The sequence below is a fragment of the Desulfocapsa sulfexigens DSM 10523 genome (assembly GCF_000341395.1).
GTDB classification, from domain to species: Bacteria; Desulfobacterota; Desulfobulbia; order Desulfobulbales; family Desulfocapsaceae; genus Desulfocapsa; species Desulfocapsa sulfexigens.
In genome coordinates, this window is the sequence record NC_020304.1 from 1,167,561 (window position 1) to 1,191,211 (window position 23,651).

20 protein-coding genes are annotated in these 23,651 nt (G+C 47.0%); 10 read left to right on the plus strand and 10 right to left on the minus strand.

What is annotated here, in order from left to right; genetic code table 11:
* Positions 1–58: 58 nt before the first annotated feature.
* The gene (locus UWK_RS05150) at positions 59–1,243 is read right to left on the minus strand and encodes a KamA family radical SAM protein (RefSeq protein WP_015403296.1); all 1,185 of its coding nucleotides are present in this window, start codon (positions 1,241–1,243) and stop codon (positions 59–61) included.
* Between the two features lie 1,183 nt (positions 1,244–2,426).
* Here UWK_RS05150 and UWK_RS05160 point away from each other — a divergent pair.
* The 7 genes from UWK_RS05160 to UWK_RS19285 all read left to right on the plus strand — a co-directional run bounded on the left by UWK_RS05160 (position 2,427) and on the right by UWK_RS19285 (position 7,720).
* A complete protein-coding gene (locus UWK_RS05160) occupies positions 2,427–3,497 on the plus strand; it encodes a permease (protein ID WP_015403300.1) in 1,071 nt (356 codons plus the stop codon).
* 10 nt (positions 3,498–3,507) lie between these two features.
* Positions 3,508–4,227: a TIGR03943 family putative permease subunit gene (locus tag UWK_RS05165; protein WP_015403301.1), complete on the plus strand. Its 720-nt coding sequence runs from the start codon at positions 3,508–3,510 to the stop codon at positions 4,225–4,227.
* 277 nt (positions 4,228–4,504) lie between these two features.
* Positions 4,505–5,353 carry a metal ABC transporter solute-binding protein, Zn/Mn family gene (locus tag UWK_RS05170; protein WP_015403302.1) on the plus strand — a complete coding sequence of 283 codons (849 nt, stop codon included), beginning with the start codon at positions 4,505–4,507 and terminating at the stop codon, positions 5,351–5,353.
* A gap of 11 nt (positions 5,354–5,364) precedes the next feature.
* Complete coding sequence (locus tag UWK_RS05175) at positions 5,365–6,144, plus strand: metal ABC transporter ATP-binding protein (RefSeq protein WP_015403303.1); 780 nt, start codon at positions 5,365–5,367, stop codon at positions 6,142–6,144.
* Positions 6,141–6,986, plus strand: a complete 846-nt coding sequence (locus UWK_RS05180; RefSeq protein WP_015403304.1) for a metal ABC transporter permease — start codon at positions 6,141–6,143, stop codon at positions 6,984–6,986. The genes UWK_RS05175 and UWK_RS05180 overlap by 4 nt, the downstream gene beginning before the upstream one ends.
* A gap of 19 nt (positions 6,987–7,005) precedes the next feature.
* Positions 7,006–7,440, plus strand: a complete 435-nt coding sequence (locus tag UWK_RS05185; protein ID WP_015403305.1) for a Fur family transcriptional regulator — start codon at positions 7,006–7,008, stop codon at positions 7,438–7,440.
* A 112-nt stretch (positions 7,441–7,552) separates the two neighbouring features.
* Entirely contained in the window at positions 7,553–7,720 is a 168-nt protein-coding gene (locus UWK_RS19285) for a hypothetical protein (RefSeq protein ID WP_153304828.1), read from the plus strand.
* A gap of 60 nt (positions 7,721–7,780) precedes the next feature.
* On the opposite strand, the gene UWK_RS05195 is transcribed toward UWK_RS19285, so the two are convergent.
* The 7 genes from UWK_RS05195 to UWK_RS05225 form a co-directional block, all read right to left on the minus strand.
* Entirely contained in the window at positions 7,781–10,750 is a 2,970-nt protein-coding gene (locus UWK_RS05195; protein ID WP_167320719.1) for an autotransporter outer membrane beta-barrel domain-containing protein, read from the minus strand.
* A 28-nt stretch (positions 10,751–10,778) separates the two neighbouring features.
* The gene (locus UWK_RS05200) at positions 10,779–11,924 is read right to left on the minus strand and encodes a TIGR03032 family protein (RefSeq protein WP_015403307.1); all 1,146 of its coding nucleotides are present in this window, start codon (positions 11,922–11,924) and stop codon (positions 10,779–10,781) included.
* 179 nt (positions 11,925–12,103) lie between these two features.
* Positions 12,104–12,523, minus strand: a complete 420-nt coding sequence (locus UWK_RS05205; RefSeq protein ID WP_041916322.1) for a hypothetical protein — start codon at positions 12,521–12,523, stop codon at positions 12,104–12,106.
* A 53-nt stretch (positions 12,524–12,576) separates the two neighbouring features.
* Complete coding sequence (locus UWK_RS05210) at positions 12,577–12,906, minus strand: IscA/HesB family protein (protein WP_015403309.1); 330 nt, start codon at positions 12,904–12,906, stop codon at positions 12,577–12,579.
* A gap of 122 nt (positions 12,907–13,028) precedes the next feature.
* Entirely contained in the window at positions 13,029–13,637 is a 609-nt protein-coding gene (locus UWK_RS05215; RefSeq protein WP_015403310.1) for a hydrogenase iron-sulfur subunit, read from the minus strand.
* A gap of 175 nt (positions 13,638–13,812) precedes the next feature.
* Entirely contained in the window at positions 13,813–16,875 is a 3,063-nt protein-coding gene (locus UWK_RS05220; protein WP_015403311.1) for an FAD-dependent oxidoreductase, read from the minus strand.
* A 586-nt stretch (positions 16,876–17,461) separates the two neighbouring features.
* Positions 17,462–18,400 (minus strand): polymorphic toxin type 23 domain-containing protein, encoded by a 939-nt coding sequence (locus UWK_RS05225; RefSeq protein ID WP_015403312.1) that lies wholly within the window; start codon positions 18,398–18,400, stop codon positions 17,462–17,464.
* Between the two features lie 463 nt (positions 18,401–18,863).
* On the opposite strand from UWK_RS05225, the gene trkA reads away from it, so the two are divergent.
* The 3 genes from trkA (at position 18,864) to UWK_RS05245 (ending at position 23,135) form a co-directional block, all read left to right on the plus strand.
* Positions 18,864–20,201: a Trk system potassium transporter TrkA gene (gene trkA, locus UWK_RS05230; RefSeq protein WP_015403313.1), complete on the plus strand. Its 1,338-nt coding sequence runs from the start codon at positions 18,864–18,866 to the stop codon at positions 20,199–20,201.
* Complete coding sequence (locus UWK_RS05235; RefSeq protein WP_015403314.1) at positions 20,201–21,658, plus strand: TrkH family potassium uptake protein; 1,458 nt, start codon at positions 20,201–20,203, stop codon at positions 21,656–21,658. Before trkA ends, UWK_RS05235 begins: the two co-directional genes overlap by 1 nt.
* 634 nt (positions 21,659–22,292) lie before the next feature.
* A complete protein-coding gene (locus UWK_RS05245) occupies positions 22,293–23,135 on the plus strand; it encodes an aldo/keto reductase (RefSeq protein WP_015403315.1) in 843 nt (280 codons plus the stop codon).
* On the opposite strand, the gene UWK_RS19290 is transcribed toward UWK_RS05245, so the two are convergent.
* Both UWK_RS19290 and UWK_RS20125 read right to left on the minus strand, forming a co-directional pair.
* Positions 23,132–23,410: a hypothetical protein gene (locus UWK_RS19290; protein WP_153304829.1), complete on the minus strand. Its 279-nt coding sequence runs from the start codon at positions 23,408–23,410 to the stop codon at positions 23,132–23,134. The two genes, UWK_RS05245 and UWK_RS19290, sit on opposite strands and share 4 nt — an antisense overlap.
* Complete coding sequence (locus UWK_RS20125; RefSeq protein WP_167320720.1) at positions 23,407–23,595, minus strand: transposase; 189 nt, start codon at positions 23,593–23,595, stop codon at positions 23,407–23,409. Before UWK_RS20125 ends, UWK_RS19290 begins: the two co-directional genes overlap by 4 nt.
* Positions 23,596–23,651 lie beyond the last annotated feature (56 nt).

Consider the following 23,651-nt stretch of genomic DNA (forward strand, 5'->3'; position numbering starts at 1 on the left):
TTCCTCGAACAGGAGTCTTCCCCTTAGAGCTCCAATTGGTAGTAGATTTTACTTCAATTTATTGTATCCATTGCCCGGATGTTTTGATTTCAGCAAGATCATCAAGCCAGCCGCCTGTGTCGGTTAATTGCCTGACCAATAGTCGGGAAATTTCTTTATTGTGGCCTGTCCGGGCGTGGATCTGTTTCAGTATCAATTTGTTGCCGATACGGCCACAAATCTCGAGTTTACCGATGTTGTGACCAATGACAAACTTGAATCGTTTGGCATAGCCATCCATCTGCTGTCGGGCCTTATCTACCAGATCAACCCCACGTTTCAGCGGTACTTGAAAATGATGACGAACCCGTGAGACAGGCATACACTGGTAGAGATAGTAGGGACTCACCCCGATACGCAGCAGGCCATTCATCAAATCTACAAGAGTTCGCTCATCGTCATTTACTCCTTTAAGCAACACAGCTTGATTGTTCACCGTGATACCTGTATTTCTGATGCGACTCACCGCCTCCGCAGCCAACGTAGATATTTCATTAGGATGGTTAAAATGAGTTGAGATAAAAAGGGCTTTCTGGCTGTTAAACTTAGCCAGAAGATCAATGAGTTCATCATCAAAAAACCGGATGGGGTAGCTCACCGGTGCTCTGGAAGCAATACGGACAAAACTAAGATGATCGATATCCTGCAAGGCCGTAAGCATCTGCCGCAGCACCTTGGTGGGTAGCATTAAGGGATCGCCTCCCGATATTACCACATTAGTGATTTCAGGATGCGATGCGATATATTGTACAGCCTTCTGAAAGTTATGAACGGTTTTGTCGTTTGTCATGCCAACCATTTTCTTGCGGAAACAGTGGCGGCAATACATGGCACAGTAATTGGTGGCCACAACCAGGGCCGTATATTCATATTTATGTAATACGCCGTTACCCTTATCATGCCTATCGTCACCGTAGGGATCTTGTGTGGTTTCTCCCATCTGTCCGTTTAGTATTAATTCGTCAGTCTGCGGAATGCAGAGTTTTCGGATAGGATCATCCGGGTCATTACGATCAATAAGACTCAGGTAATAACGGGGGATATTCATGGGATGAAGGTCTATCACCTTACTCATGTTTCCGCCTTCATCAACAGTCAATGGCAGATAGTCCTTAAGTCCCTCCACACTGGTGATATTATTCTTCTGTTCTTCCTGCCAGTTCTGTAATTGCCAGTTTATCCGAGCAAGTTGTGTAAATTGCATAGGTTTCCTTTTAGAAAGTCTTGTATAGCTCTTTTTTTGAACGGCTTCGTTAAACATTGCAAGAATGCTACCTGGAAGCACAACAGAGAGGATGGGGCCAGAAAGTAATACCTATCTATTTATTTAATTCTGAACAAAAACAGGATGTGACTTATGCAGAAAAAGATGACTGTGCATCTATATAAAGGTATTATAGCGGTATATTACCAGCCCAGACAAGGCTTCTTGCAACCCAGCCGATACGCCCCCCCCCTGCATGACGCACTTTGACCAATCATTTCACAGAAGCAATGGCCTGAAACACCAATCCTCTCTGTGCTCTAGCAATAATAGCATGTCGGGTTCCCGGCTTGGAGCGGAAACCCTTTTCCAAACTGCCATAATGCCTTATAACTGATCGCTGACCCGCTGCGCACATTAACAATGTCTCTGTCGATGGGGATCATTTAACACCTCCAAAAGCCCGACTATAACCAGCGACAATAAACACTAGAACCAAAACACATAAAAGAACAGACATGCCAAAACGATCAGACATCTCTTTTTGATTAGGCAAGCGCAGGCGTCCCTTTTCTCCAACTTGAGGGACCTTAAACATTCTTCTTTTCTGTATTTTTTTTCTGTGACGATATATGCAGGCACAAAGAAGACAAGCTATTGAAAACAAACCTTTGGCATAAACATACGCAAAAGGCAGGATTGCACTGGCAAGAGATCTTTCCCAGACAAACCATCCAGGAAGACAAAGTGGACCGATGTAGAGAACGCCTATCAGGACTGCAGCAAAAATAAGGAACATAAGAGCCGGGAAGAAGAAAAAGAGATCAAGTATTATACAATATATTATTGTACAATATTATATTGTATAATACTTATGCTAATCTGTCAAGTAAGTACAATCAAATGGGTGCCTACAAAGCCACACCACTAAAGAAGAGATCAAAAAGTACGAAAACGTCTCACAAACCTATTGCATAGAAGTTTGAAATGCTGAAAATCATTGACATTGCTTTTAGTGCAATTAAATTGCATAGGGAATTTCGTATTTACGCTCGTTTTTATTCGGTTGTCGAAAAACTTCACCTACTACTGACTCCAAGGGCAGCGCCCGATAGCCTTCCCTGTGCTTTCTGGTCTACTCATCTGAAGAACCATTACCCTACCCTCAACTTCCTGTTAACTAATGACGCAACGACCCTTACCGGATATCCCTCTCTTTAAGCCAAAAAAAGAAACACTCATTCTGCCTTTATCAACTGAGCTTGCGTTGATTGTTGAGATCACCTTTCTTGGTGTTGCTGTCCTCCTCTTTCTCATGGGAAAATCATCTCCCTGGAAAGACCTTATTGACAATATCTCTATAAACTTCCTGGCTATTATTGTGGAAGCATTTCCTTTTATGCTCATCGGTTCCCTTGCAGGGGGGATTATAGAAATGTTTGTATCGGTGACCTGGATAGAAAAGGTTTTCCGGCAGCGAAAAACAAGAGCCGTTTTCCTGGCAGGTGGTTTGGGGCTATTTTTCCCAGTCTGTGAATGTGCCATTGTACCCGTTGTGAGAAGACTGCTTGGAAAAGGGATTCCTTTTGGAGCCGCTATTACCTTCCTGTTGGCAGGGCCTATCGTCAATGTCATTGTGGCTGCTTCCACTGCCATTGCATACAAGTATGATTGGCGCTTTGTTGTTGTCCGTCTGGCAAGCGGCTACATTATCGCCGTCATTGTCGGCTTGCTGCTCGGTCTATTGTATAACCGGAAAAATGGACTGATTCCTGCCTGGGGGAAAACAGTTCCCTGTGCCTGTGGTCATAATCATAATGATAAGGCTTTGCCCCTTTTACTTCGATTCCGCCATGCCATAGTACATGCCAGCGATGATTTTTTTGATGTGGGACGGTACCTTGTCATTGGTGCATTTATTGCTGCTTTGATGCGCAGCACCGTTTCCATGGGAGCTTTTGCCGACCTGATGGCCTCACCGTGGCTGGCCATTATATTAATGATGGTAATGGCTGTTATCCTGAATCTCTGCAGTGAGGCAGATGCTTTTATCGCTGCCAGTTTCCGGGATCTTTTACCCGGCAGTGCTCAGATGGCCTTTATGGTCATGGGGCCGATGCTCGATATTAAATTAATTTTGATGTACTTCAGTGTCTTTCGCAATCGAGTCATTTTGTCACTGATTCTTGTTGTTACGACAACGGTATTGCTAGCCATGCTCGCCCTGGAGTACCTTCATATCGGTCTATCATAGGAGAAATATTATGCCGATATTGCTCTATAGCAAACTCTGTCTTCTTGGAATCTGGGCCCTTTTTTTCTGCTGGCTTGTGACTCTGGGTCAGAAAAATCTTGCCATGCTTCTTCATCCAAGCCTCTGGTGGCTTGTGGCTAGTGGTACCGTTATTCTGATTCTTTTTTTATTGGTGACCATGAAAAGGCAAATTGCAGAAAGCCGACAAGGTTCACTTGCCATACAGTGGCCCTCCCTCCTTATTCTGCTTCTTCCATTGTTATATTTCACTCAAGTTCAGTCTGCACGCTTCAATAGCAGCACGTTTACGTCAAGAATCCTGCAGACGGAAGATGGATTTTTTCAGGGAAGTTTTGATGAGCAAGTGGCTGCTGAAATAAGAGCGTATGAGAAGGCAAACAAGGAGGTAGGACTGACTGAACTCCTTATGCATGCAGAGAAGTATACAGGGAAGGAAGTGGAAGTGGTTTGTCAGACCTTTGTTGATGGACGTTTACCTGATAATCTGGTGATGTGTTATCGGTACCTGATGACCTGCTGTGCAGCTGATGCCAGGCCGATCTTTATCTTCATTGATCCTCCTGAGGGAACAAATGTTGAAAATGATAAATGGGTTAAAGTTAAAGGCACAGTGACGACAGTAACCGGAACCCCTGGGATGGAAGTACCCGCCGTTATACCTGACTCTATACTCTATGTAAAAGAACCGAAATACCCTTATGTCTTTTGATGACTTCAGTCACGCCCATATGGAAAGAAACCTTTTCTGATTTAATCCTAGCGCCTAATGTATCTCAATTGCAGCTCGTTTTTACCTCTACAACCGTAAGCTAATTATTGCAACGGTACGCAGCTAATAATAATTTTGCATAATGAGAGAAAATAAGTTGACCACTCCCTCTCGTGCAACTATGTTGCACACAAATTTGTTTGTATTTGACTATTAAAATGGAGGGTAATGTGAATTTTTTTTTACATCTTTAATCTTTGGTTATTTTAGCTTGTTTTTGTCAATTCAAGCCGTATTTGCTGCCAATAAACCTACAGTTTTCGTCAGCATACTTCCTCAGAAATTCTTTGTGCAACAAATTAGCACGGATTATGTCGATGTTCAGGTTATGGTACAGCCGGGAGCCAGCCCCGCTACCTACGAGCCAAAATCATCCCAGATGAAGCAATTAGCGTCAGCCAGTGCCTACTTTGCCATTGGTGTTCAGTTCGAATATACCTGGCTTGAAAAAATAGCCGAAGTCAATCCGGAGATGAAAATTGTTCACACCGACAAAGGGATCCATAAATTGACTATGGCCAAACATCACCACGATGAGGTGCATCACGGAGAAAAGCATGGTCACCACGACGATCATGGTGGGCTCGACCCGCACATCTGGCTTTCCCCCTCGCTTGTGAAAAAACAAGCGGCCATAATAACCGATGCTCTTTCAAAAATCCTTCCAGAAAAAGCTTCGCTCTTTCACAAAAACCTTGAGGTTTTTGTCAGGCAGATCGACGAACTCGATGATGATCTGCGTAGCACCTTTAAAACGAAGAAAGGCATGCAGTTTATGGTTTTCCATCCTTCATGGGGCTACTTTGCCAACGATTACGGTCTGAAACAAGTTGCAATTGAAACAGAAGGTAAGGATCCCAAACCTGCCCAGCTCCGTAAACTGATTGAATTCGCCAGAGAACATGATATCCACGTTGTTTTCGTTCAACCACAATTCTCCACGAAAAGCGCCACAGTGGTGGCAAAGGAAATCAAGGGAGAAGTTATCCCCATTAACCCGCTGGCTGAGGATTGGTCAACCAATATGCGGGTTGTTGCCGACAAATTCAAGAGTGTCCTACAATAATATCCAACCCCATGACTACTCCCATCATTAAAATATCTGATATGTGCTATTCCTATGGCGGGCAGGATATTTTGCATGATATCAATCTCAGCCTGAATGAAGGAGATTTCGTTGCCATTATTGGCCCGAACGGCGGGGGAAAGACAACCCTGTTGAAATTGATCCTCGGAATACTGACACCAACCAGGGGCACGATTAGTATTAAAAACCAGGAGCCACGCTCCCACATAGCCTCTATCGGTTATGTGCCGCAACATGTGAACCATAACCTGAATTTTCCGGCAACGGCTCTGGATGTTGTTTTGATGGGAATGCATGAACCTGCTCGGAGATTTCAACGTGGTAATTCAAAACAAAAGCGCAAGGAAGCCCTGACAGTTATGGATAAACTCGGGATAGAGAATTGCGCTGGTCATAAAATCGCAGCTCTTTCCGGAGGGCAGAGACAGAGAGTCCTGATTGCCCGGGCGTTGATCTCACACCCTCAATTGCTTGTACTGGATGAAGCCACAGCATCCATTGACACCAAGGGACAGAGTGACTTTTACAACCTTCTTAAGGAACTGAATAAGGAGTTAACCATCCTTATGGTCAGTCATGATCTCATGATTGTTGCATCATACGCAAAATCATTTGCCTGTTTGAATCGCACCTTGCATTACCATCAATCATTTAATTCTCCCGGTGATGTATTCAATGCCTTTCATTCCTGTTCGGTTGAGGAGATGTGTCCGGTCAGCGTCGTTGTACGGACTAACGAATTTAAGAGCCGACATGGGGAAAATACATGATAGATGCCTTCCAATTTGAATTTATGCGTAACGCACTGTTGGCTGGCCTTTTGGCCAGCGTTACCTGTGGGATTATCGGGACGCTGATTGTGGTAAACAGGCTGGTGTTTTTATCAGGCGGCGTTGCCCATAGCGCCTATGGTGGTATCGGTCTGGCATTTTATTTTGGCTGGCCTTATATGATAGGAGCAACTTCTTTTGCCTTTGTTTCGGCAATGATAATGGCTGCAGTTACCCTTAAATCAAAACAGCGAGCTGATACCATAATAGGGGTGATGTGGGCTGTGGGAATGGCAATCGGTATTTTATTGATTGATATGACCCCCGGCTACAATGTTGATCTGATGAGTTACCTGTTCGGAAGCATCCTGAGTGTCCCTCAAAGTGATCTTATTGCAATGGCAAGTCTTACAGCCGTGATTCTGGCTCTTGTCTGCTACTATTACAAAGACTTGCTTGTCATGTCATATGACGAAGAATTTGCCCGGGTACGTGGAATACCTGTCAGGGCTCTCTACTTTATGCTTATTGGAACAGTTGCCGTGACAGTGGTAATTGTGGTTCAGGTTGTCGGGCTTGTGCTTGTTATTGCTCTTTTGACAATTTCTCCCTATATTGCAGAAAAATATACGAGATCACTGCTGCAGATGATGATCGTTTCAAGTGTACTGGGGATGGTATTTATCTGCTCTGGTCTTTGGGCTTCCTATGTTTACGATCTAACTTCAGGGGCAGCTATCATTCTTGTCGCAGGGATTGGATTCTTCCTGTCGCTCCTGTTTGACAGAATCGTCTTGATGCAACGAAGAAAAATCTGGCTGAAAGCCCACGGATCCCGCTGAAATTAAATGGAAACGATACATGTGTGAACAATGTGACTATGGGAACTTGCTGGAGTCTGCAGGGCTTGAAGCAACTGCAAACCGCCTGCTCATCATGGAGGTGATCGGGAGCAATAATTATCCGCTTACCGCCATGGAAGTTCTCAGCACCGTTGAACGAACCCGAGCAATCAACCGGGTGACCGTATACAGAATACTCGATCTCCTTGTTGAAAGGCATCTCCTTGAACGAATAAGTGCTGGTGGAAGAGCTACTTATTTTGGCATAGCACCCAATGCGAATCACCCACAACATCCACATTTTTACTGCACAAACTGCGGCCTGATAAATTGTCTCAGCCCCGAAAGTTTGACAGTACACTCCGAAAATTTCCAAAAGACCTTTCCCGGCAATATCAAGCGTATTGAAATACGGGTTGAAGGTATCTGTAACACCTGTTTGAAACAAAAATAAACCTGATTATCACCAATCCTCAGCCTACCCGTCTGAGGAGGAGTTTTTTCGTGTTGATTATATGGGCATCTGCGGCCTGGACGGCCGCAGCAGAGCCCCCAGGGATGGGTTTATGGCGTCCCATACAATCGACACGGAACAACTCCGGGTTGCAAAGCTGAGTTTCGATGGTAATCAGGAAAATAAATCTATTTTAAAGAAGGCAGATTTTTCTTTTAGATCATCACCAGCAGTAATCGATGCCGTAAACCGGCCCATCGAAGCAGGGCCAAGAAGGTGAGTCACAAAACAAATACTCTTTTAATAAGTGAAAAATAGCAAAAGGGGCTGTGGTCCTGATTTAAAAGCACCAGACAATCCCACCAGACAACATCTGAGTAGTGGTTCCATCTGCAAAGGAGGATTCATAGTTCAGAAACAGAGTCAGACTCTTGTTATAGTCTGCTGACATCCCCAAGCTTACCAGCATGGCGTTATCGACGGGATCGGCACCTGTCACCCTAAAATTATTTACCTGATAATCAACGAAATTTGCATTCAACTCCATTGCATCATTTTTGAACCAGTGCACAAGGTCTAAGCCTGCAGTCGGATGAAAATGCCAACCAGCACCACCATCGAAGAGACCTGAGAGACGCAAACCGAGTAGTCCTGAAAGGGTATCGGTAACTTTGCTCTGTATGTGAAATCCAAAATCATCGACACCTTGCTCCGTGAATCCATCCTGGTCAAGATACAGATAGTTAATTGAGGCGGTGGGGACGAGAAGTAGATTGCCAAAAGAGTAATTATACGTGCCGGAGAGTGTTGCATCCACCACATTTGAATCGAAATCGCCCACTGCCCTGCTGCTAAAGACAGGAGTATCAATAAAACGGGCAACACTGTTATCAAGATTGGTATAGCCTAAACCACCATCAAGAGAGAAGTCCTCAAATCGAGCACTGCTGTAAAGTTTGATGTGTTTGCCGGTTATCGAGCCACTCTCTTTCAGTTTATCCCAGGAAAGGTCACTGCTGCTGTAACCTAGCATCAATCCTGCCCGTACCATGGCGCCAAAAGTACGGTCCATGCCGAAGACAGTTCCTCCGGTATCAACTGTATATCCCGAGATCCAATTCTCTTCATCCTGGTCAAGCCGGCTACCGATAGCTCTTCCCCAGACACTCCACAGTTGTTTTTGGTCATCATCAACAGTGACCGGAGTCCAATAGAACTCCTGTTGTCTTAAGGTCGCCATCCGATTAAAGGTTCCAGCGATGGAAAGCCCCGAGGGGGCAAAGGAAGTATATATCTCTGGATTCAGACCGTTCAGGGTGGCACTGAGTTTGGCAGGGTCCATTGCAAAATCCATTGCCAGGAGCAGGTCTGTCATGCTCCCTTGGGCCGACGGCAGGATCTGATCGAGAGCCGAACCAACTGCCGCCTGATTAGGGCTGGCACCAAAGCTTGAATAGGGGGTGCGATCAACAACAAGGCTCAGAGAGCCACCTGTATAAACCGGTTCAAGTGCAATGGTATATGATGTGAAATTAGAGCTGATTGAAGAGAACCTCCCATGGATTCCATCATCTGCGGCAAGGATATTCCATCGAGTTCCGTCAGGATAGAGGGCTCGCTCCAAAGAGGCGGTGATTTTCCCATGATCAATGGATACAGCTCCCCCCACCTTGAGCAGGTCGCTCCTTTCATTTGCCGCCAGTTCCACGTTAAAGATACTGCCCGGCATAAAGTCGACTGAGCCATTCACGGTTAAGGTACCGATGGAATTTCCAGGTGACACAATACCATAGGCTTTGACGTCGCTGAAAATATTACCATTACCACCCAGCAAACCGTTTTTACCCACTATCAGGAGTGAGGTAAACAGACTGCCATTAACAGAGAGACTGCCGCGGTGGATAGTGGCTGTACCTCCAGAGAGATCCCAGGTACCGACAAGCGTGCTGTTACCGCCAAAGATCTCCAGGTTTTCGAAATTAAGATAGCGACTGCCGTCCACCGTCCCCACGTTGTCGAAGGCAAGGGTATCCGTGCCAGCACCGCCGTCGGCCGTCCCGGTCAGGGTGCCACCATCAGCCAGAAAAAAAGTATCATCACCTGCCTCCATCTCAACCGAGCCATTGAGGGTTCCGGCCAGGTTGATAGTGTCATTATAGTTACCGAGTGCGACAACACCTGTGGTAATCGATCCGCTATTAAGAGTGACCGTAATCGGCCCCCCAGCTGCAAGAATGGCATCATCGGAGGGAGATCCGGATAAGTTTCTGACCATTCCGTCAACGGTTATGGTAATAGCTTGCCCATACCCTGAGTAGGAATAGATGCCAGCGCCATCTCCCTGTACCAGGCTCGAAGATCCTACGGTTATGGTGGTAGGACCGCCGAGATTAATGGCATATATCCCGGCACCGCCAATACCGGTAACCGTTCCACTGGTGGTCACCGTCAAACTGTCGCCGGTAATATTAATGGCAGCTAGACCGTCATATCCACCTGTAACATTCGCCGCTGATATACTAAGATCGGTACCATAATTGATGGCATAAATTCCCATAATGCCACCCATAACCGTGCCACTCGTGGAAATCGAAAGGGCACCACTTCCAGAGTTATCGGCATAGACACCGGCCACGCCACCGTACACATTCTTTGCTGATATGTTCAGGTCAGTACCTGCGTTATTCGCCTTTATTCCATAAAGGGCAGCTCCTTCAACAGTACCACTCGATGTGATTGACAACGATCCACTACCGGTGTTAAGCGCTACGATGCCATGAAGACCACCCGTCACATCGGCCGTTGATATGTCCACGTCACTTCCACTATTGAATGCTACGATGCCATGAGTACCACCTGTCACATCGGCCGTTGATATGTTCAAGTCACTTCCGTAATTGCGTGCGAATATGCCATGAACACCACCTGTCACCGTGCCATTAATTGTGATCGACAGCACTTCACTGCTACTGTTATTTGCTAAAATACCGCTATAACTTCCAGTGATGGTCGACAAATTGGTGTCGGTAATGGTGAGACCGCCTACAGCCCTAAAATCTAAGGCATCGCCTCCATTTGTACTGGTGTCAATACCGAAACCAGCTGCCGTAGTCACCGTAAGGGGAGAAGCAATATCAATGGTCTGTTCCGTATCCATTGTTGAATTTGCAGGATCTGAGCAGAGGTACGTGCCAGCGGCCCCTGTACAGGTACCGGCAAAAGCACGATGGTAATAACCGGATAACATGCTGACCATGAGAGTGCTCGCTCTCAAGAGAGGAACAATGGCTTTTCGACAAGTAGGAATCATGGTATTTTTTCTGTCGTTTAAGGGGATGTCATGTATAGGTGGAAGATGGGATGGATGGCTCATAGGTGACCAGTCCTGCCGCATCAGATGAATTTGGGCTGACAGTCATAGGGCAGCGGAAGCCGGGAATAACAGCAACATCGAACAATTCGGCCACTGCCCCGTCGATACGAAGCCAGTCGATGCAACAGCGCTTATCCAGATCGATGACCTGGATACCGCACCACGGTTCAGAGTCGGCATCTTTCAACTTTTGATCAAGTGCTAATCCTTCAAAGCGTTTGTAGCGGGGCTTTGACAAACCCACAAAGGCAAGGTTGCCATGGAATGCCAGGCCACGAAGAAATCCGGGACAGAAGACCCGTGGCTCAAAGCGTCCCTTTTCTTCCTGTCCATCCTTCGGGAGAGTCACAACGCCCAATTCGCCGGTTCCAGCGTTAAGGATCCATAGTTCTCCCTTATACATTCTGGGTGAATGCGGCATGGACAACCCGTCACAGACAATCCGGCTGGTCTGTACATCAATCACGATCCCCCCACCGTCACGCCGGTCTCGCCAGCCGTCGATAGTATCCGAGCGGCTGACTGCGGTCACATAGGCCGGTTGGCCGTCATCATCCATGGCTAACCCATTGAGATGGCAACGATCTTCACTTACAATGGCTGAGATAAATGGTGGTTTCCAAAGTACCTCGAAGCTGTGTTGGGGCGATACCGTGGCCAGGCAGTTGAAGCGGGTGTTGACGAAGATAATCTGCCCGTTACGATCGACGCCAATATCGTGGGCATCAAGCTCGCCCGTTATATGGATTGTTCGCGGCATAAAACAGGCATCGAAGGTCTCGTTAACCCGTTCATGCAATTGCAGAACGTTTGCCAGTTCGATAATCTGAAAACCTGCTGAGAGTACGATTCTCCCATGATTGTTGTGGGCGAGACCCATGGGTTTGATCATGGCGCTTTGATGGAGATGGACACCTCCATTGGGTAAAACACCCAGCATATAAAGCAGATTGGACTGATAGGAAGTGAAGGCGATGGAGAGGTTCAACCTCTGCAGACGGACAGCCAGTCCCCCTGAGAGGGAGTAGTCGACGGGGAGTTCTCCTTCCACTGATTTGGCGAGTTCGGCCTGCTGCATAGCAGAAACCTTTTCCTTTTCCAAAAACCCCATAACTTTTCCGACCTGAGTTGCCTTGCCAGAATGTCAGTACAAATAAAGAAGAACACTAAAACTCTGTACGATGGCACATTATTATCTTGAGATATAAAACAGACACTACTTTCTTATAGATTAATCTTAATAAACTGAAGTTTAGGGTTTCACATAATAAACCATCATCCTGATGGAGGCTAATGATTTTCCGTTAAATTGTTCTCTGACATAAAACCATAAAGGTTTTTCATCTCATCTTCATCACTTGGCGGTGGATTTGCATCAACTAATGGCCGGAATATTCGGCACTTCGGGTTCCACCATGTCCTAATTCGAACATTACCTAAAATCATTTGCAGCCCCAGACGCATACGGCCTGCGGTGACCTGACTTGCTTTTCTCCAGAGAGTCAGCTCCATTAAGTTCTGGACCTGCTCACCACAATAGTTTACCGACAACTTCAGGAGAGTGGCCCTGAACAATTCTACCATGGCTTCAAGCCATGATTTTATGGCGGTATCATAAAAAGAATCGTAGTTGTTCAGGAACCACCAACCTCCATACGATCGGACTGTCTCACATATAAGTAACTTCCAACCACGAGGTAAGAGCCTCACGGTGAATTTCACTATTCACGAAAAGGCCTCGGGCCGGTGACCAAAAAACTTTCTCAACAGCCGCAAGATCCACCACGGCTCAGTTTCTTTTCGGAAGTTACAGAAAAACCACCGCTGCCACTCCCACCACCGCAGCCGCAACTGGAAGCATTAATGAAATCGACTTTAATGGCGCCGGTGGTATCAAATACTGCATCGGCAACCAAAAAGGTGACCCCGTCTTCCTCAAACACCTTGTCTGAATCTTTTTTGTCATCCAGTCCAAGACCCAGGCTTGTTCCGGAACAACTGCTCTGCATAATCACCCGGACGGCTGAGTTGATGTCGTTTTGTTCCAAATATTCCTTGAGGTTTTTAATTGCTGATTCTGTCACTTGAAGCATGATATTCTCCTTTTTTTCGTTGTAATGGACTGTTTTGCCCACTAATTTTATTTTTGAGAAAATTCATCGATGAATTTTCTCATTGTAAATTTTAGTCAACCTTCACTATTCAACAGTGCTGTTCATGGAAGCGATGCTCCTATCAACTCAGTCAAGACCTTGTCGCACTTCTCATGAACCAATCCGGCAATGGTTGGGCGCGAGAAATCCCCTTTTTTTATCATCTCTTTGGATGCCTTAATCAGGTTCATTCTGAGCTTGCGATCTTTGGCCGTGGTCGCTGCCAAGGCCAGTTTTTTACGCAATACTGTTGGATCGATGCCTTCGCTTGTTCCCAGCGGCCCCAAACTTGCAACATGTTCTGTGAACTGAGTAATGATTTTAACAAAATTCGAACCTTCTGCGGCCGAGGCCCATTCAATGAGGAATCGCTGGCTGTTAACTCCCAGCCTGGCCAGGGTTTCATGAACCAGGGCGGCGGTGACCAAGGCATGATAATTACCGTCCTGATAATGGCACTCACCGGGATGACAGCCACCGACAAAGATGGCGTCGGCACCCTGAGCCAGCCCTTCCAGGGGAAAGGAGGGATCAAGTCTGCCGGAGCACATCATTCGAATGACCCGGAGATTTGGAGGGTACTGGTAACGGCCGACTCCCGCCGAATCAGCGGCAGTATAACAGCACCAGTTGCAGAGGAATCCTAGAATTTTTGGTTGGTAATTTGACATTGTGTGCTCCAATACGAAATACTTTTCAATCCGAAAAGTCGTCGATGATGTTTATGAACAATTGAGACTGGATTGGGTATCAAACCCACAATGCATACCTTTACAGGCGGAAGCATCACGGTTTAAAGCCAGTGCCGCTCACCAGTAAGGATTTCCAGTCTTTCGTGCGCATCCCCTAAACGCTCTTGCCAAAGGCACTGACCTGGGCCATGATGCCATCAAAAGTAAAGCGTCCCATATCGATAGCCATGGTCGGACAGCGGGCGGCGCACACTCCGCAGCCCTTACAGGAAGCGGTTAAAGTCTGGGCCTTGCGGGGCTTAACCTCCTTGTTAATAGTAATGGCCTTATAGGGGCAAAAAGTCTCACAGGCCCCGCAGCCGATACACAAATAAGGATCGACATGGGAGACGATGGGCTCAGGAGAGATCGATCCATTGGCCAGGGGGTGGCAGGCCCGACCGGCCGCTGCCTGGGCCTGGGCAATGGTCTCATCCATCGATTTAGGGGCATGGGCCAGACCGCAGACAAAGATCCCGTCCACCGCCATATCAACCGGCCGCAGCTTGACGTGAGCCTCCAAATAAAATTTGTCGGCGGTAACCGGAACTTTGAGCATCCTTGACAAGATCGACGGATCTTCAGGCACAATGCCCACTGACAGCACCAGCAGATCGGTATCCAGTTCCACTTCTTCGCCCAGTAGCGGATCGTAGCCAACTACCTTCAACGGGCTTGATTTACTTCGGCCTGGAGTGACTTTTGGTGGATTATCAGGAGAATAACGGATAAAGATCACACCCAGTTCACGGGCCCGACGGTAATCATCCTCCATGAATCCGTAGGCCCGCATATCGCGGTAAAAAACAAAGATAGTGAGATCGGGGTTTATGGTCTTGAGACGGATAGCGTTCTTCAAGGCCTGGCCGCAACAGACCCGGCTGCAGTATGCCAGATCAGCGCCCCGTGAGCCCACACATTGGATCATCACCACCTGCTTCGTCTTTGCTGAAAGCGGACGACCGGAAGCCAACCGCTGCTCCAGCTCCAGCTGGGTCAATACCCGCTCGGACTGGCCATAAAGATATTGCTCGGGTTTATAGGGCTTGCCGCCTGTGGCGATCACCATAATCCCGTGGTTAACCACCTCACTGCCAGCCTTCCTGGTAATGGTGGTGGTGAAATTGCCCACATAACCGGAGACACTGGCCACCGTTGCTCCGGAATAAACGTGAATTCGGGAATGGGTTTTCACCTTGTGAACCAGATCCGCAATGGTCTTACGCGGATCGCCACCAAAACGGTCGGCGCTGAGTAACAGAGTCGCCCCTCCCAGGGTGTCCTCCTGTTCAACCAAAGTCGTAAGAAATCCCTGCTCAGCAATGGTCAACGCTGCAGTCATCCCCGCCAATCCACCACCAATGACAAGGGCTGATGGGGTAACCGGCAACCGTTGTTCCGGAAGGGCAGTGAGGTGGGCAGCCTTGGCCACAGCCATGCGCACCAGATCTTTGGCCTTAGCGGTGGCCGCTTCGGGCTCGTGCATATGGACCCAGGAACATTGATCACGGATATTAGCCATCTCGAACAAGGCACGGTTCAGGCCTGCATCCCGCAAAGTAGTCTGAAAAAGAGGTTCATGGGTACGCGGGGTGCAGGCAGAAACGACGATACGGTTGAGTCGGTGTTCACGGATGATGTTGACAAGATGCTGCTGGGTGTCCTGAGAACAAGAGTAGAGATTGTCGGTAGAATAAACCACGCCGGGCAGATCCCGGGCATAATCGCGAACTGCCCGAACATCGACGACTCCTGCGATATTGATACCACAATGGCAGACAAAGACGCCGATACGGGGCTCCTCCCTGGAGATATCACGCTCCTCCGGGAACACGGCTTTGGTTATCTCCATGCCACGCGCTGTGACTAACTGGCCTGAACAAAGGGCGGCGGCCCCACCAGCCTGGGTAACTGAATCAGGGATATCTTTTGGCCCCTGAAAGGCACCGATCACATAGACACCGGGCCGGCTTGTGGCAAGGGGAGTGTAGTTGTTGGTCTGGGCAAAGAGGTAACTGTTCAGATCGATGCCGGCGGCCTGGCCAAGCTGCTCTGCATCGTCCGGCGACTCCAACCCCTGGGTGAGGACAACCATGTCGAACTTTTCGTAATGATGTTTGCCGTCCTCCGTGGCCCAGGTGAGCAACAGTCTACCGTCAAAGACATCCTCCACTTGCGGTGGCCGGGCGTATATCACCCTGAAGTTGTTTTCGAGAGTGGCCCGCTCTCTTGCTGCATCAAAGCCTTTGCCGTGGGTGCGGATATCCATGTAAAAAAGAGTGATTTCAGCGCTGGGATCATGCTCGCGGGCAAGGGTTGCCTGCTTGATGGCGTACATACAGCAGACCGAGGAGCAATAGTTATTACCGCAGTTCTGATCGCGGGAACCGATACACTGGATAAAGGCGATCTTTTTGGGGTGTTTTTTGTCAGAGGGACGGAGAATCGCACCACCGGTGGGCCCGGATGCACACATCAGCCGTTCGTGCTCAAAGGCACTGAGCACATCCGCGAACTTGCCCCAGCCATAGCGGCCAAGAACCTCTTTGCTGGTCCGGCCAAATCCTGGTGCCAGGATGACGGAACCAATAGCGAGATCTAAAATCTCTTCCTTCTGGTCAAAACGGATTGCCTTGGCCTGGCAGGCAACGGCACAGAGGCCGCAGGTCTGGTAATTGAGCATGAAACAGGCTTTCGCATCAATATAATAGCTTGTAGGCACGGCCTGGGCATAATCGATATGAGCGGCGTTCGAGATCCCGAGGTTCTCGTTATAATCATCGTCAATCTGCTTGAGGCAGTAGAGAGTACACTGGCCACAACCGGTGCATATCTCTTCGTCGATATACCGAGGCTCTTTTCTGATCCTGGCGGTAAAATTACCGGGAACGCCGTCGAGTGAGATCAATTCCGACTTGGTCAGGATCTCGATATTGGGATCGCGACCCGCCTCTACCAGCTTTGGGGCGAGAATGCAGAGCGAGCAGTCGTTGGTGGGAAAGGTCTTGTCTAATCGGGCCATAACCCCGCCGATGGCACCGGATTTTTCAACCAGATAGACTTTGAGACCAAGTTCGGTGAGATCGAGTGCGGCCTGAACACCAGCCACCCCGCCACCCACCACGAGAACCGCCCCGACTGTTTTCAAAGCGGAAGGAGTGGGAATAGAAGCGCGCATAGCTCCTCCTTTACTGTACGTTATACCGGAAAATTAATTCCAGATCTGCTGCGACTCTCTGCAATCAGCCGCGAACAACGTCAGTAAACAAGGAAGGAACTACCTGGTTAAAGCCTGAGACCGTTCATGGGGGACAGAAGAGTCGCAATATCGTCCATCCCAAACTGGGACGGCCGGCTTGTGCCGAAGTATTGCTCAGATATGGGGCAATCTGTGTTTCAAAATGACTCTCCGTGAAGATAGGTAAAAATGTTGTAACACCCTGCGTGTAGTGCAAGACTTTAATATACTAGATTTTTTCTATGTAATCGATTTCTTTAAATGTGGCAACCCGAAAAAGCACCCGAAGAATTCGCTTCCGGTCAAGAAAATATCCAAGGGGACATCATATAAATACTAGTAAAAAACTTTCCGGGAGAAGCGGCTCACTCAATTTACGACCAAGCATATCTCTCATCTATTCAGGAAACTTTATAAAGTGTTATCATAGCTTTTCAGCATAACTCTCTTCATTCAACCTGTAATTTTCACACGACTCCGAAAAATCACCTGGTTGGGTGATTTGCTGACCAGCCACAACCAACTGCTAATAAAAGAGGCTCGGATTCATAGCAGCAGAGAAAAAGAAACGGGCCGGCCTGATTGTTTGTGCTGCGTCAAAGAGATACGCGTTTCCTTTAGCATCCAGCATTGGAATGTGCAGGTTTTTTGTTGCCATCAATCGTTCAGGGACAAAATACATATCGTGCATCACTTTATTCTGCAGGAAATGTCGTACTTGCTCAGCATCTATTCCAAGGCGTCCCTGAATTGTCTGAAATCCATCAAGTACCTTGTCATACTGCAGGCTAAGTATTCCATGACTTAAATTGCCATAAGGTGCCTGCTGAAGGTCTTTATAACCATACCTCCCTGGATAAGAGCTCTCCTTAATCTTCTCTATTTGTTTAGATGCATTCCCAGTCCAGAGAATCGTATTGAGGCCAAACTGTTCTTTTTTGTTCTGTATAGCCAGTAAAACAGCACCAGTTCGAAATTTATCCCCTCCTTGGAATCCCAGTGCATCATTTTCAGTGATAATATGAAATGTATCAATCTGCGCTGCTATGGTACCCGTCGGCTGAGAGGTAGAAATTTGATCAACATAATAGTTGTAGGCATAGGCCAGACTGTATTTCTTGCCGGTTTGATTGCCGACTGAAGTAACAAAACGATTTTCCCACTTCTGCTCTTCCCCCCAGGCCAAAAGCCCCCCAAGACTGACCACAGCCTCCGAACCAGATTGAGATGGCCCCAAAGATGTAAAATTATAATACCAGCGGGCATGCAGATTCAGTTGCCCTCTATCACGTATTACGTAGCCCCCTAGAGTTAATCCCAGCCGGTTTATAGCTGAACCAAAGCTGAAAGTAACCCCGATCTTACCGCCGCAATTTGAGTTTTGACCTGACTGCCCGTAAACAGGACCACTACTAATAAGTATGCCTGCAATCCCAATTACGAATAGTCTAAACAGTCTTTGCATAAAGTGATATGAATTTGCTTCTCGGTGAGAGAATAAGAATTCGCTTTCCATTAGGAAAGTACTAAGGGGAAAAACAAGCCTTCAGTCACTCAGATTTCCACCCAAACCATAAAAAGCACCCTATTATATTCCCCTTATACCTGCTACATCAAATAATCATTACAGAGGTTCATCCAATATTCCATTATCTTATTGTATTTCCACAGAGGTGTCCTTTTAAATCATCACCGGCATCAATCGGTACCGTAAACCGGCTCATCGTTACCGGGCCAAGCCGTGCTGTAGCGAGAAAGAACTGCCGGCTGCCACTTTACACAAGACAGTGAGAACTTGAAGCCCTCTACCAACATTTAAATCAGTATCATCTCCCCTATTTTTTTCTCTTATGATATTGTTTTCCCAGCTGGAATAAGATAAACAGAGCGAATACTCCTCATGTTGTTAGACAAAAAGAGAATGTAGAATGAATATCTTACTTTATGGTGCAACAGAGCTTGGCTATATGCTGGCGAAGCGACTCTATCTGGAGCATAGTGTTACTCTCATTGACGACCTGAAAAGGATGCCGGACAAATTTAATAATCTGGATCTCAGTTTCGTCGGTGGGAGTGGTGCTGATATTGATGCCCTGGAACAGGCCGATGTGAAGAAATGTGAACTGTTCATTGCCTGTTCCGGTCTTGATGAAGCCAATATTGTTGCCTGCTGGACAGTAAAAAAAATCGTGGATATTGAGACAATTTGTTTTATTCGTACCATGGAACTCTACAGGAATCTTGCTTCCCCAAAACAGGATCGTTATCTGACCAGATACGATATTAATACCATCATCTGGCCGGAACAATTACTTACCCAAGATATTTTTCGTATCATTTCTGTCCCCGAAGCCATTGATGTGGAATATTTTGCAGAAGGCCGGGCAAAGCTTTTTGAATACCGCATCAAGGAAGATTCCGTCCTGTGCGACCACCGTGTCATGGATTGTTCTTTTCCTCCAGATGTACTTATTGTCGGCATCACACGTGAAAACCAGCTTTTTATCCCAAATGGTTCTACTATCATCCTGGAGGATGATAAAATTATTTTCATGGGTACAAATTCTGCCCTCGATAGTCTGGCGGCAACAATATTTCAATCAACTGAAGTCACGAAGACTGCTGTCCTCATAGGTGGAGGCAGTGTTGGTTTCATGTTGGCCCAGAAACTGGAACAGACTGGAATCCGAGTGAAAATCATTGAACATGATCAGGCGCGATGTGAATTTCTGGCAGACAACTTGAAAAAAAGTCTCATACTCCATGGAGATGGGACAGACTTGGAACTACTAGAAGGGGAAAGCGTAGATAATGCTGACGTTGTTGTCTGTATCACCAATAATGATGAAAAAAACCTTCTCTGCTCACTTCTTGTCAAACAGCTTGCCCCCACCCGACGAATTATCACCAGGGTTAAGGATGCTAGAACCGGTCAACTCTTTGAGAAGGTAGGCATTGATGTTACTGTATCTCCGCGGGACTCGGCACTCAAAGAACTTCTCAATCGTGTGCAAGCAAGAAACGTAGACATCCTGGCGCTGGTAGAAGGAGGACAGGGGGAAGTATTGCGTCTGACTTTGCCTGAAAATTTCCCCGAAACAAAAGTTATTGATCTCAAATTTGAGGTCCAGGCAATTATAGGGATTGTCAAGCGGGGGCGGAGTCTTCTCATTCCCACTGGTAACACCGTTTTACAAGCCGGAGATCAAATAAAGGTCTTCACCATGGCAGACGATGCCGAAATCGTAAAAATGCTCTTTTCCTGATGAAACTCAGTAATGTCCTTAATGCTCTTGGAATCATCCTTGTTGCCTTTGGTACAATCCTGCTGACTCCGATTGTGGTTGCTCTCGTTGAGCATGAATATAGCTCTGTTCTTCCTTTCATAACCGCAGCATCAACATCCATTGGGCTTGGCCTGCTATTCCAGAAATATGGTGGTTTCTCGAGAAATTTTGACGATCTTAAACGCAATGAAGGGCTGCTCATTGTCTCCCTTGCCTGGATTGTTACAGCGGCTATGGGGGCGATCCCCTATCTTTTCTATGGCCTTTCTCCACTGGACGCCTATTTTGAGTCTGTATCCGGTATTACCACAACGGGTGCGACTATTCTCACTGATTTTTCCCTCTACCCCAAGGATTTCTTTTTCTGGCGTAGCCTCAGCCAATGGCTTGGTGGTATGGGGATTATCGTTTTATTTGTCGCTATCCTTCCACAATTTGCAGTGGCCGGCAGGCAAATATTTTTTGCAGAAGCACCAGGCCCCACTGAAGAAAAAGTGACCCCAAGAATTACCCATACGGCAAAGGCTCTCTGGCTGGTGTATCTCTTGTTGACTCTGTTGGAGATATTTTGTCTTGCTGCTGCCGGTATGCCTCTCTTTGATGCCACCTGCAATGCACTTTCAACAATGGCAGCCGGGGGCTTTTCTCCCAACCCTTTGTCAATTATGGGCTATGAGAGCTCAACCGTTACCTGGATTATTACTTGTTTTATGTTTTTGGCAGGAAGTAACTTTGCTCTCCAGTACCGTTTTCTCATACAGGGAAAACCATTGCCCCTATTGAAAAATGAAGAGTTTCATTTCTACACTTCTATTGTACTCTTTGTCTCGGTATGTCTCTGTATTGCGCTTCTTCTGGATGGCACAGCCACATTCCTTGATGCTGTCCGTGACAGTCTTTTTCAGATAGTATCTATTATCACCACAGCCGGATTTTCATCAGCGGACTTTGCTCTTTGGAGTGTTACTGCTCAGACCATTCTTTTTACTGTGATGTTGGTGGGGGGCTGTGCCGGGTCAGCAGGAGGTGGAATAAAGGTTATCCGTGTGCTGTTTGGTCTGAAATATCTCAAACGTGAAATTACCCAGATTATCCATCCAAAAGCAGTTCTTCCTATTAAAATCGATCACAAGTCAGTAGCAGAAGATATTCAACGTCAGATTTTAGGGTTTCTTCTCTTTTATCTCGTACTGATGACCTTCTCTGCCCTTTTAGTGACGATTATTGAAGGGGATGCTGCAGTTGGGATTGTAGGTACTGCCGCCACCATCGGCAATATCGGTCCAGGCTATGGGGAAATTGGTCCCATGGGAAGTTTTGGGGGGCTATCAATACTGACCAAAATTATCTTCATTCTCAACATGATCGTTGGTCGCCTGGAACTAATCCCCTTTTTAGCCATGCTGCATCCTGATTTTTGGAACTTTAGAAGGTGAAGGGTGATGAAAATTTGCAAAAGAAACAACCTTCTTCCTTAAAAAAAACGCCTTTGCGAAGGAAGAGCCATAGGCTGACGGCTGTTGCTTTACACACGGCAGAGAGGAACTAACGGTTATACAAAAAAAATCTTGCGCAGTACAGGTATACACGATGATACTGACGGCGGGCCTGGGGCTACAAAAAGACCATCGACTACCCCAAGGTTGAGGCGAGGCTATTTCCGACCTTGAAGGTTCTTGGGATATCCTTTGGCAAACCTGATACAAGGATCCATTTTTTCTGCGATTATTATCTGATCAAAGGCATGGTGGAATGCCAGCCGGAACCAGCGAAACTTATTTTGCACCAATGTTGACTCCTCGCATCCGACACGGATGTAACCAGTGGTGCCAATACTGCAAGCCTGGGCCAGGACAATCATTTCCGGGTGGAACTCAGCCTTGGAAATGTTTTCTCCAGGCAACTCTTTTTAGTGGGCTAGCTGGAGTGGCTTTCAAGATGAACAAGCAAGTGATCGCTCAACAACTATGACATTTCTAGTAAAAATACTCAGCAAAGCATAACATAGTAGGAATATAAACAACTTGATGCGGATCTTTAAAACCTTTGCAGTCACTTGTAGGAGAGACAATGAAAACCACTAATTTCAATACATTGAAGGGAAACGTTTCTGTTGTCGGTATGGGTGGGGAAGGGATTCTCAGAACCTATGGTAAAGATAATGAGGCGCAGGCCGTTATAAAGGAGGCTTTGGCCCAGGGGATTACCTATTTCGATTCGGCCAAAGCGTACTCTGATAGTGAACGGTATTATGGAAAAATATGGGGCAAGAACCCAGACCTGCGCCAGAACGTTTTCCAAACCAGCAAATCAGCCGCGCGGGACAAAAAAGGAGCCCTCGTTGATTTGCAAAACAGTTTCCAACGCCTTCAAACCAGTTATCTTGATCTCTGGCAGATTCATGATATCCGCACAGATGATGATTTCCGTGCTATTGCCCGACCCGGCGGAGCCTTAGAAGCCTTTGTCGAAGCCAGAGAGCAAGGTTTGGTAAAAGCCATCGGAGTCACCGGACACCATGACCCTTATATCCTCACTCGTGCCCTTAAAGAATGGCCTGTGGATGCGGTACTTATGCCCGTAAATCCGGTGGAAGGCAATATGGAAGGCTTTCTCACCGATACCCTACCCGCAGCCCAGCAAAAATCCGTTGCCATTATCGGAATGAAGGTGCTTGGAGCCTCCCATTATATCCTACCCAAATTCGATATATCTCCAGAATTATTGATCCGCTACGCCCTTTCTTTTGATATTACTTTGCCCATCATTGGCTGTTCCACTCCAGCCGAGGTCCGCACCTTAGCCTCAGTAGGGACAAATCTTAAACCCCTGTCAGATGGTGAAAAAAAGAATATTGAAGCAATTTTCAAACCCTATGCCCATCGCCTCGCCTTCTATCGCGGCGTGCGTTAGGGATAGGGTAACGCAAGAAAGGGGGCACCCATGAAAAAGCCTTCGTCAAGAGTATAGAGAACCCTATTCAAGTAAAATGTTTTCTTCATTGCAAGGTTAAAACCACGACACACCCTCGGCCATCTTGAATTCGCCATAACCACTTCCGGAGGCAAGGACATCTGAACCCGCCTTGTATTTATCCTCGATATATTGGGGGACAATGACCCCGTTTGATAAAAAGAAGTAGCCCGAATCCCGCCACAGCCCCCCAGGGGGGGTATGATTTTTTTCATGAGTCGTCTTTCTCCAATGTAATGGATGGGCGATGTCTCCGGTTGGAGTACCAACCGAAATAGCGAACAAGCTGGAAACTCTTTTCGGGGATGTGCTGGGCGAGAGTCGTTATGCCCTTCTCGTCTCCCCTTCCTTTACCAACAGTTTGAGGAGACTGGCTCTGAACAATTCTGCCAGCGCCCACCTGAAGACAAAAATCGAGAAAAATAATATATTTGGTAATTGAGATGGGATGGATCT

Bases quoted from the DNA above. Each gene is read 5' to 3' on its own strand.
- UWK_RS05150 (WP_015403296.1), bottom strand. From the start codon at position 1,243: ATGCAATTTACACAACTTGCTCGGATAAACTGGCAATTACAGAACTGG.
- UWK_RS05160 (WP_015403300.1), top strand. From the start codon at position 2,427: ATGACGCAACGACCCTTACCGGATATCCCTCTCTTTAAGCCAAAAAAA.
- UWK_RS05165 (WP_015403301.1), top strand. From the start codon at position 3,508: ATGCCGATATTGCTCTATAGCAAACTCTGTCTTCTTGGAATCTGGGCC.
- UWK_RS05175 (WP_015403303.1), top strand. From the start codon at position 5,365: ATGACTACTCCCATCATTAAAATATCTGATATGTGCTATTCCTATGGC.
- UWK_RS05180 (WP_015403304.1), top strand. From the start codon at position 6,141: ATGATAGATGCCTTCCAATTTGAATTTATGCGTAACGCACTGTTGGCT.
- UWK_RS05185 (WP_015403305.1), top strand. From the start codon at position 7,006: ATGTGTGAACAATGTGACTATGGGAACTTGCTGGAGTCTGCAGGGCTT.
- UWK_RS19285 (WP_153304828.1), top strand. From the start codon at position 7,553: ATGGCGTCCCATACAATCGACACGGAACAACTCCGGGTTGCAAAGCTG.
- UWK_RS05195 (WP_167320719.1), bottom strand. From the start codon at position 10,750: ATGATTCCTACTTGTCGAAAAGCCATTGTTCCTCTCTTGAGAGCGAGC.
- UWK_RS05200 (WP_015403307.1), bottom strand. From the start codon at position 11,924: ATGGGGTTTTTGGAAAAGGAAAAGGTTTCTGCTATGCAGCAGGCCGAA.
- UWK_RS05210 (WP_015403309.1), bottom strand. From the start codon at position 12,906: ATGCTTCAAGTGACAGAATCAGCAATTAAAAACCTCAAGGAATATTTG.
- UWK_RS05215 (WP_015403310.1), bottom strand. From the start codon at position 13,637: ATGTCAAATTACCAACCAAAAATTCTAGGATTCCTCTGCAACTGGTGC.
- UWK_RS05220 (WP_015403311.1), bottom strand. From the start codon at position 16,875: ATGCGCGCTTCTATTCCCACTCCTTCCGCTTTGAAAACAGTCGGGGCG.
- UWK_RS05225 (WP_015403312.1), bottom strand. From the start codon at position 18,400: ATGCAAAGACTGTTTAGACTATTCGTAATTGGGATTGCAGGCATACTT.
- trkA (WP_015403313.1), top strand. From the start codon at position 18,864: ATGAATATCTTACTTTATGGTGCAACAGAGCTTGGCTATATGCTGGCG.
- UWK_RS05235 (WP_015403314.1), top strand. From the start codon at position 20,201: ATGAAACTCAGTAATGTCCTTAATGCTCTTGGAATCATCCTTGTTGCC.
- UWK_RS05245 (WP_015403315.1), top strand. From the start codon at position 22,293: ATGAAAACCACTAATTTCAATACATTGAAGGGAAACGTTTCTGTTGTC.
- UWK_RS19290 (WP_153304829.1), bottom strand. From the start codon at position 23,410: ATGAAAAAAATCATACCCCCCCTGGGGGGCTGTGGCGGGATTCGGGCT.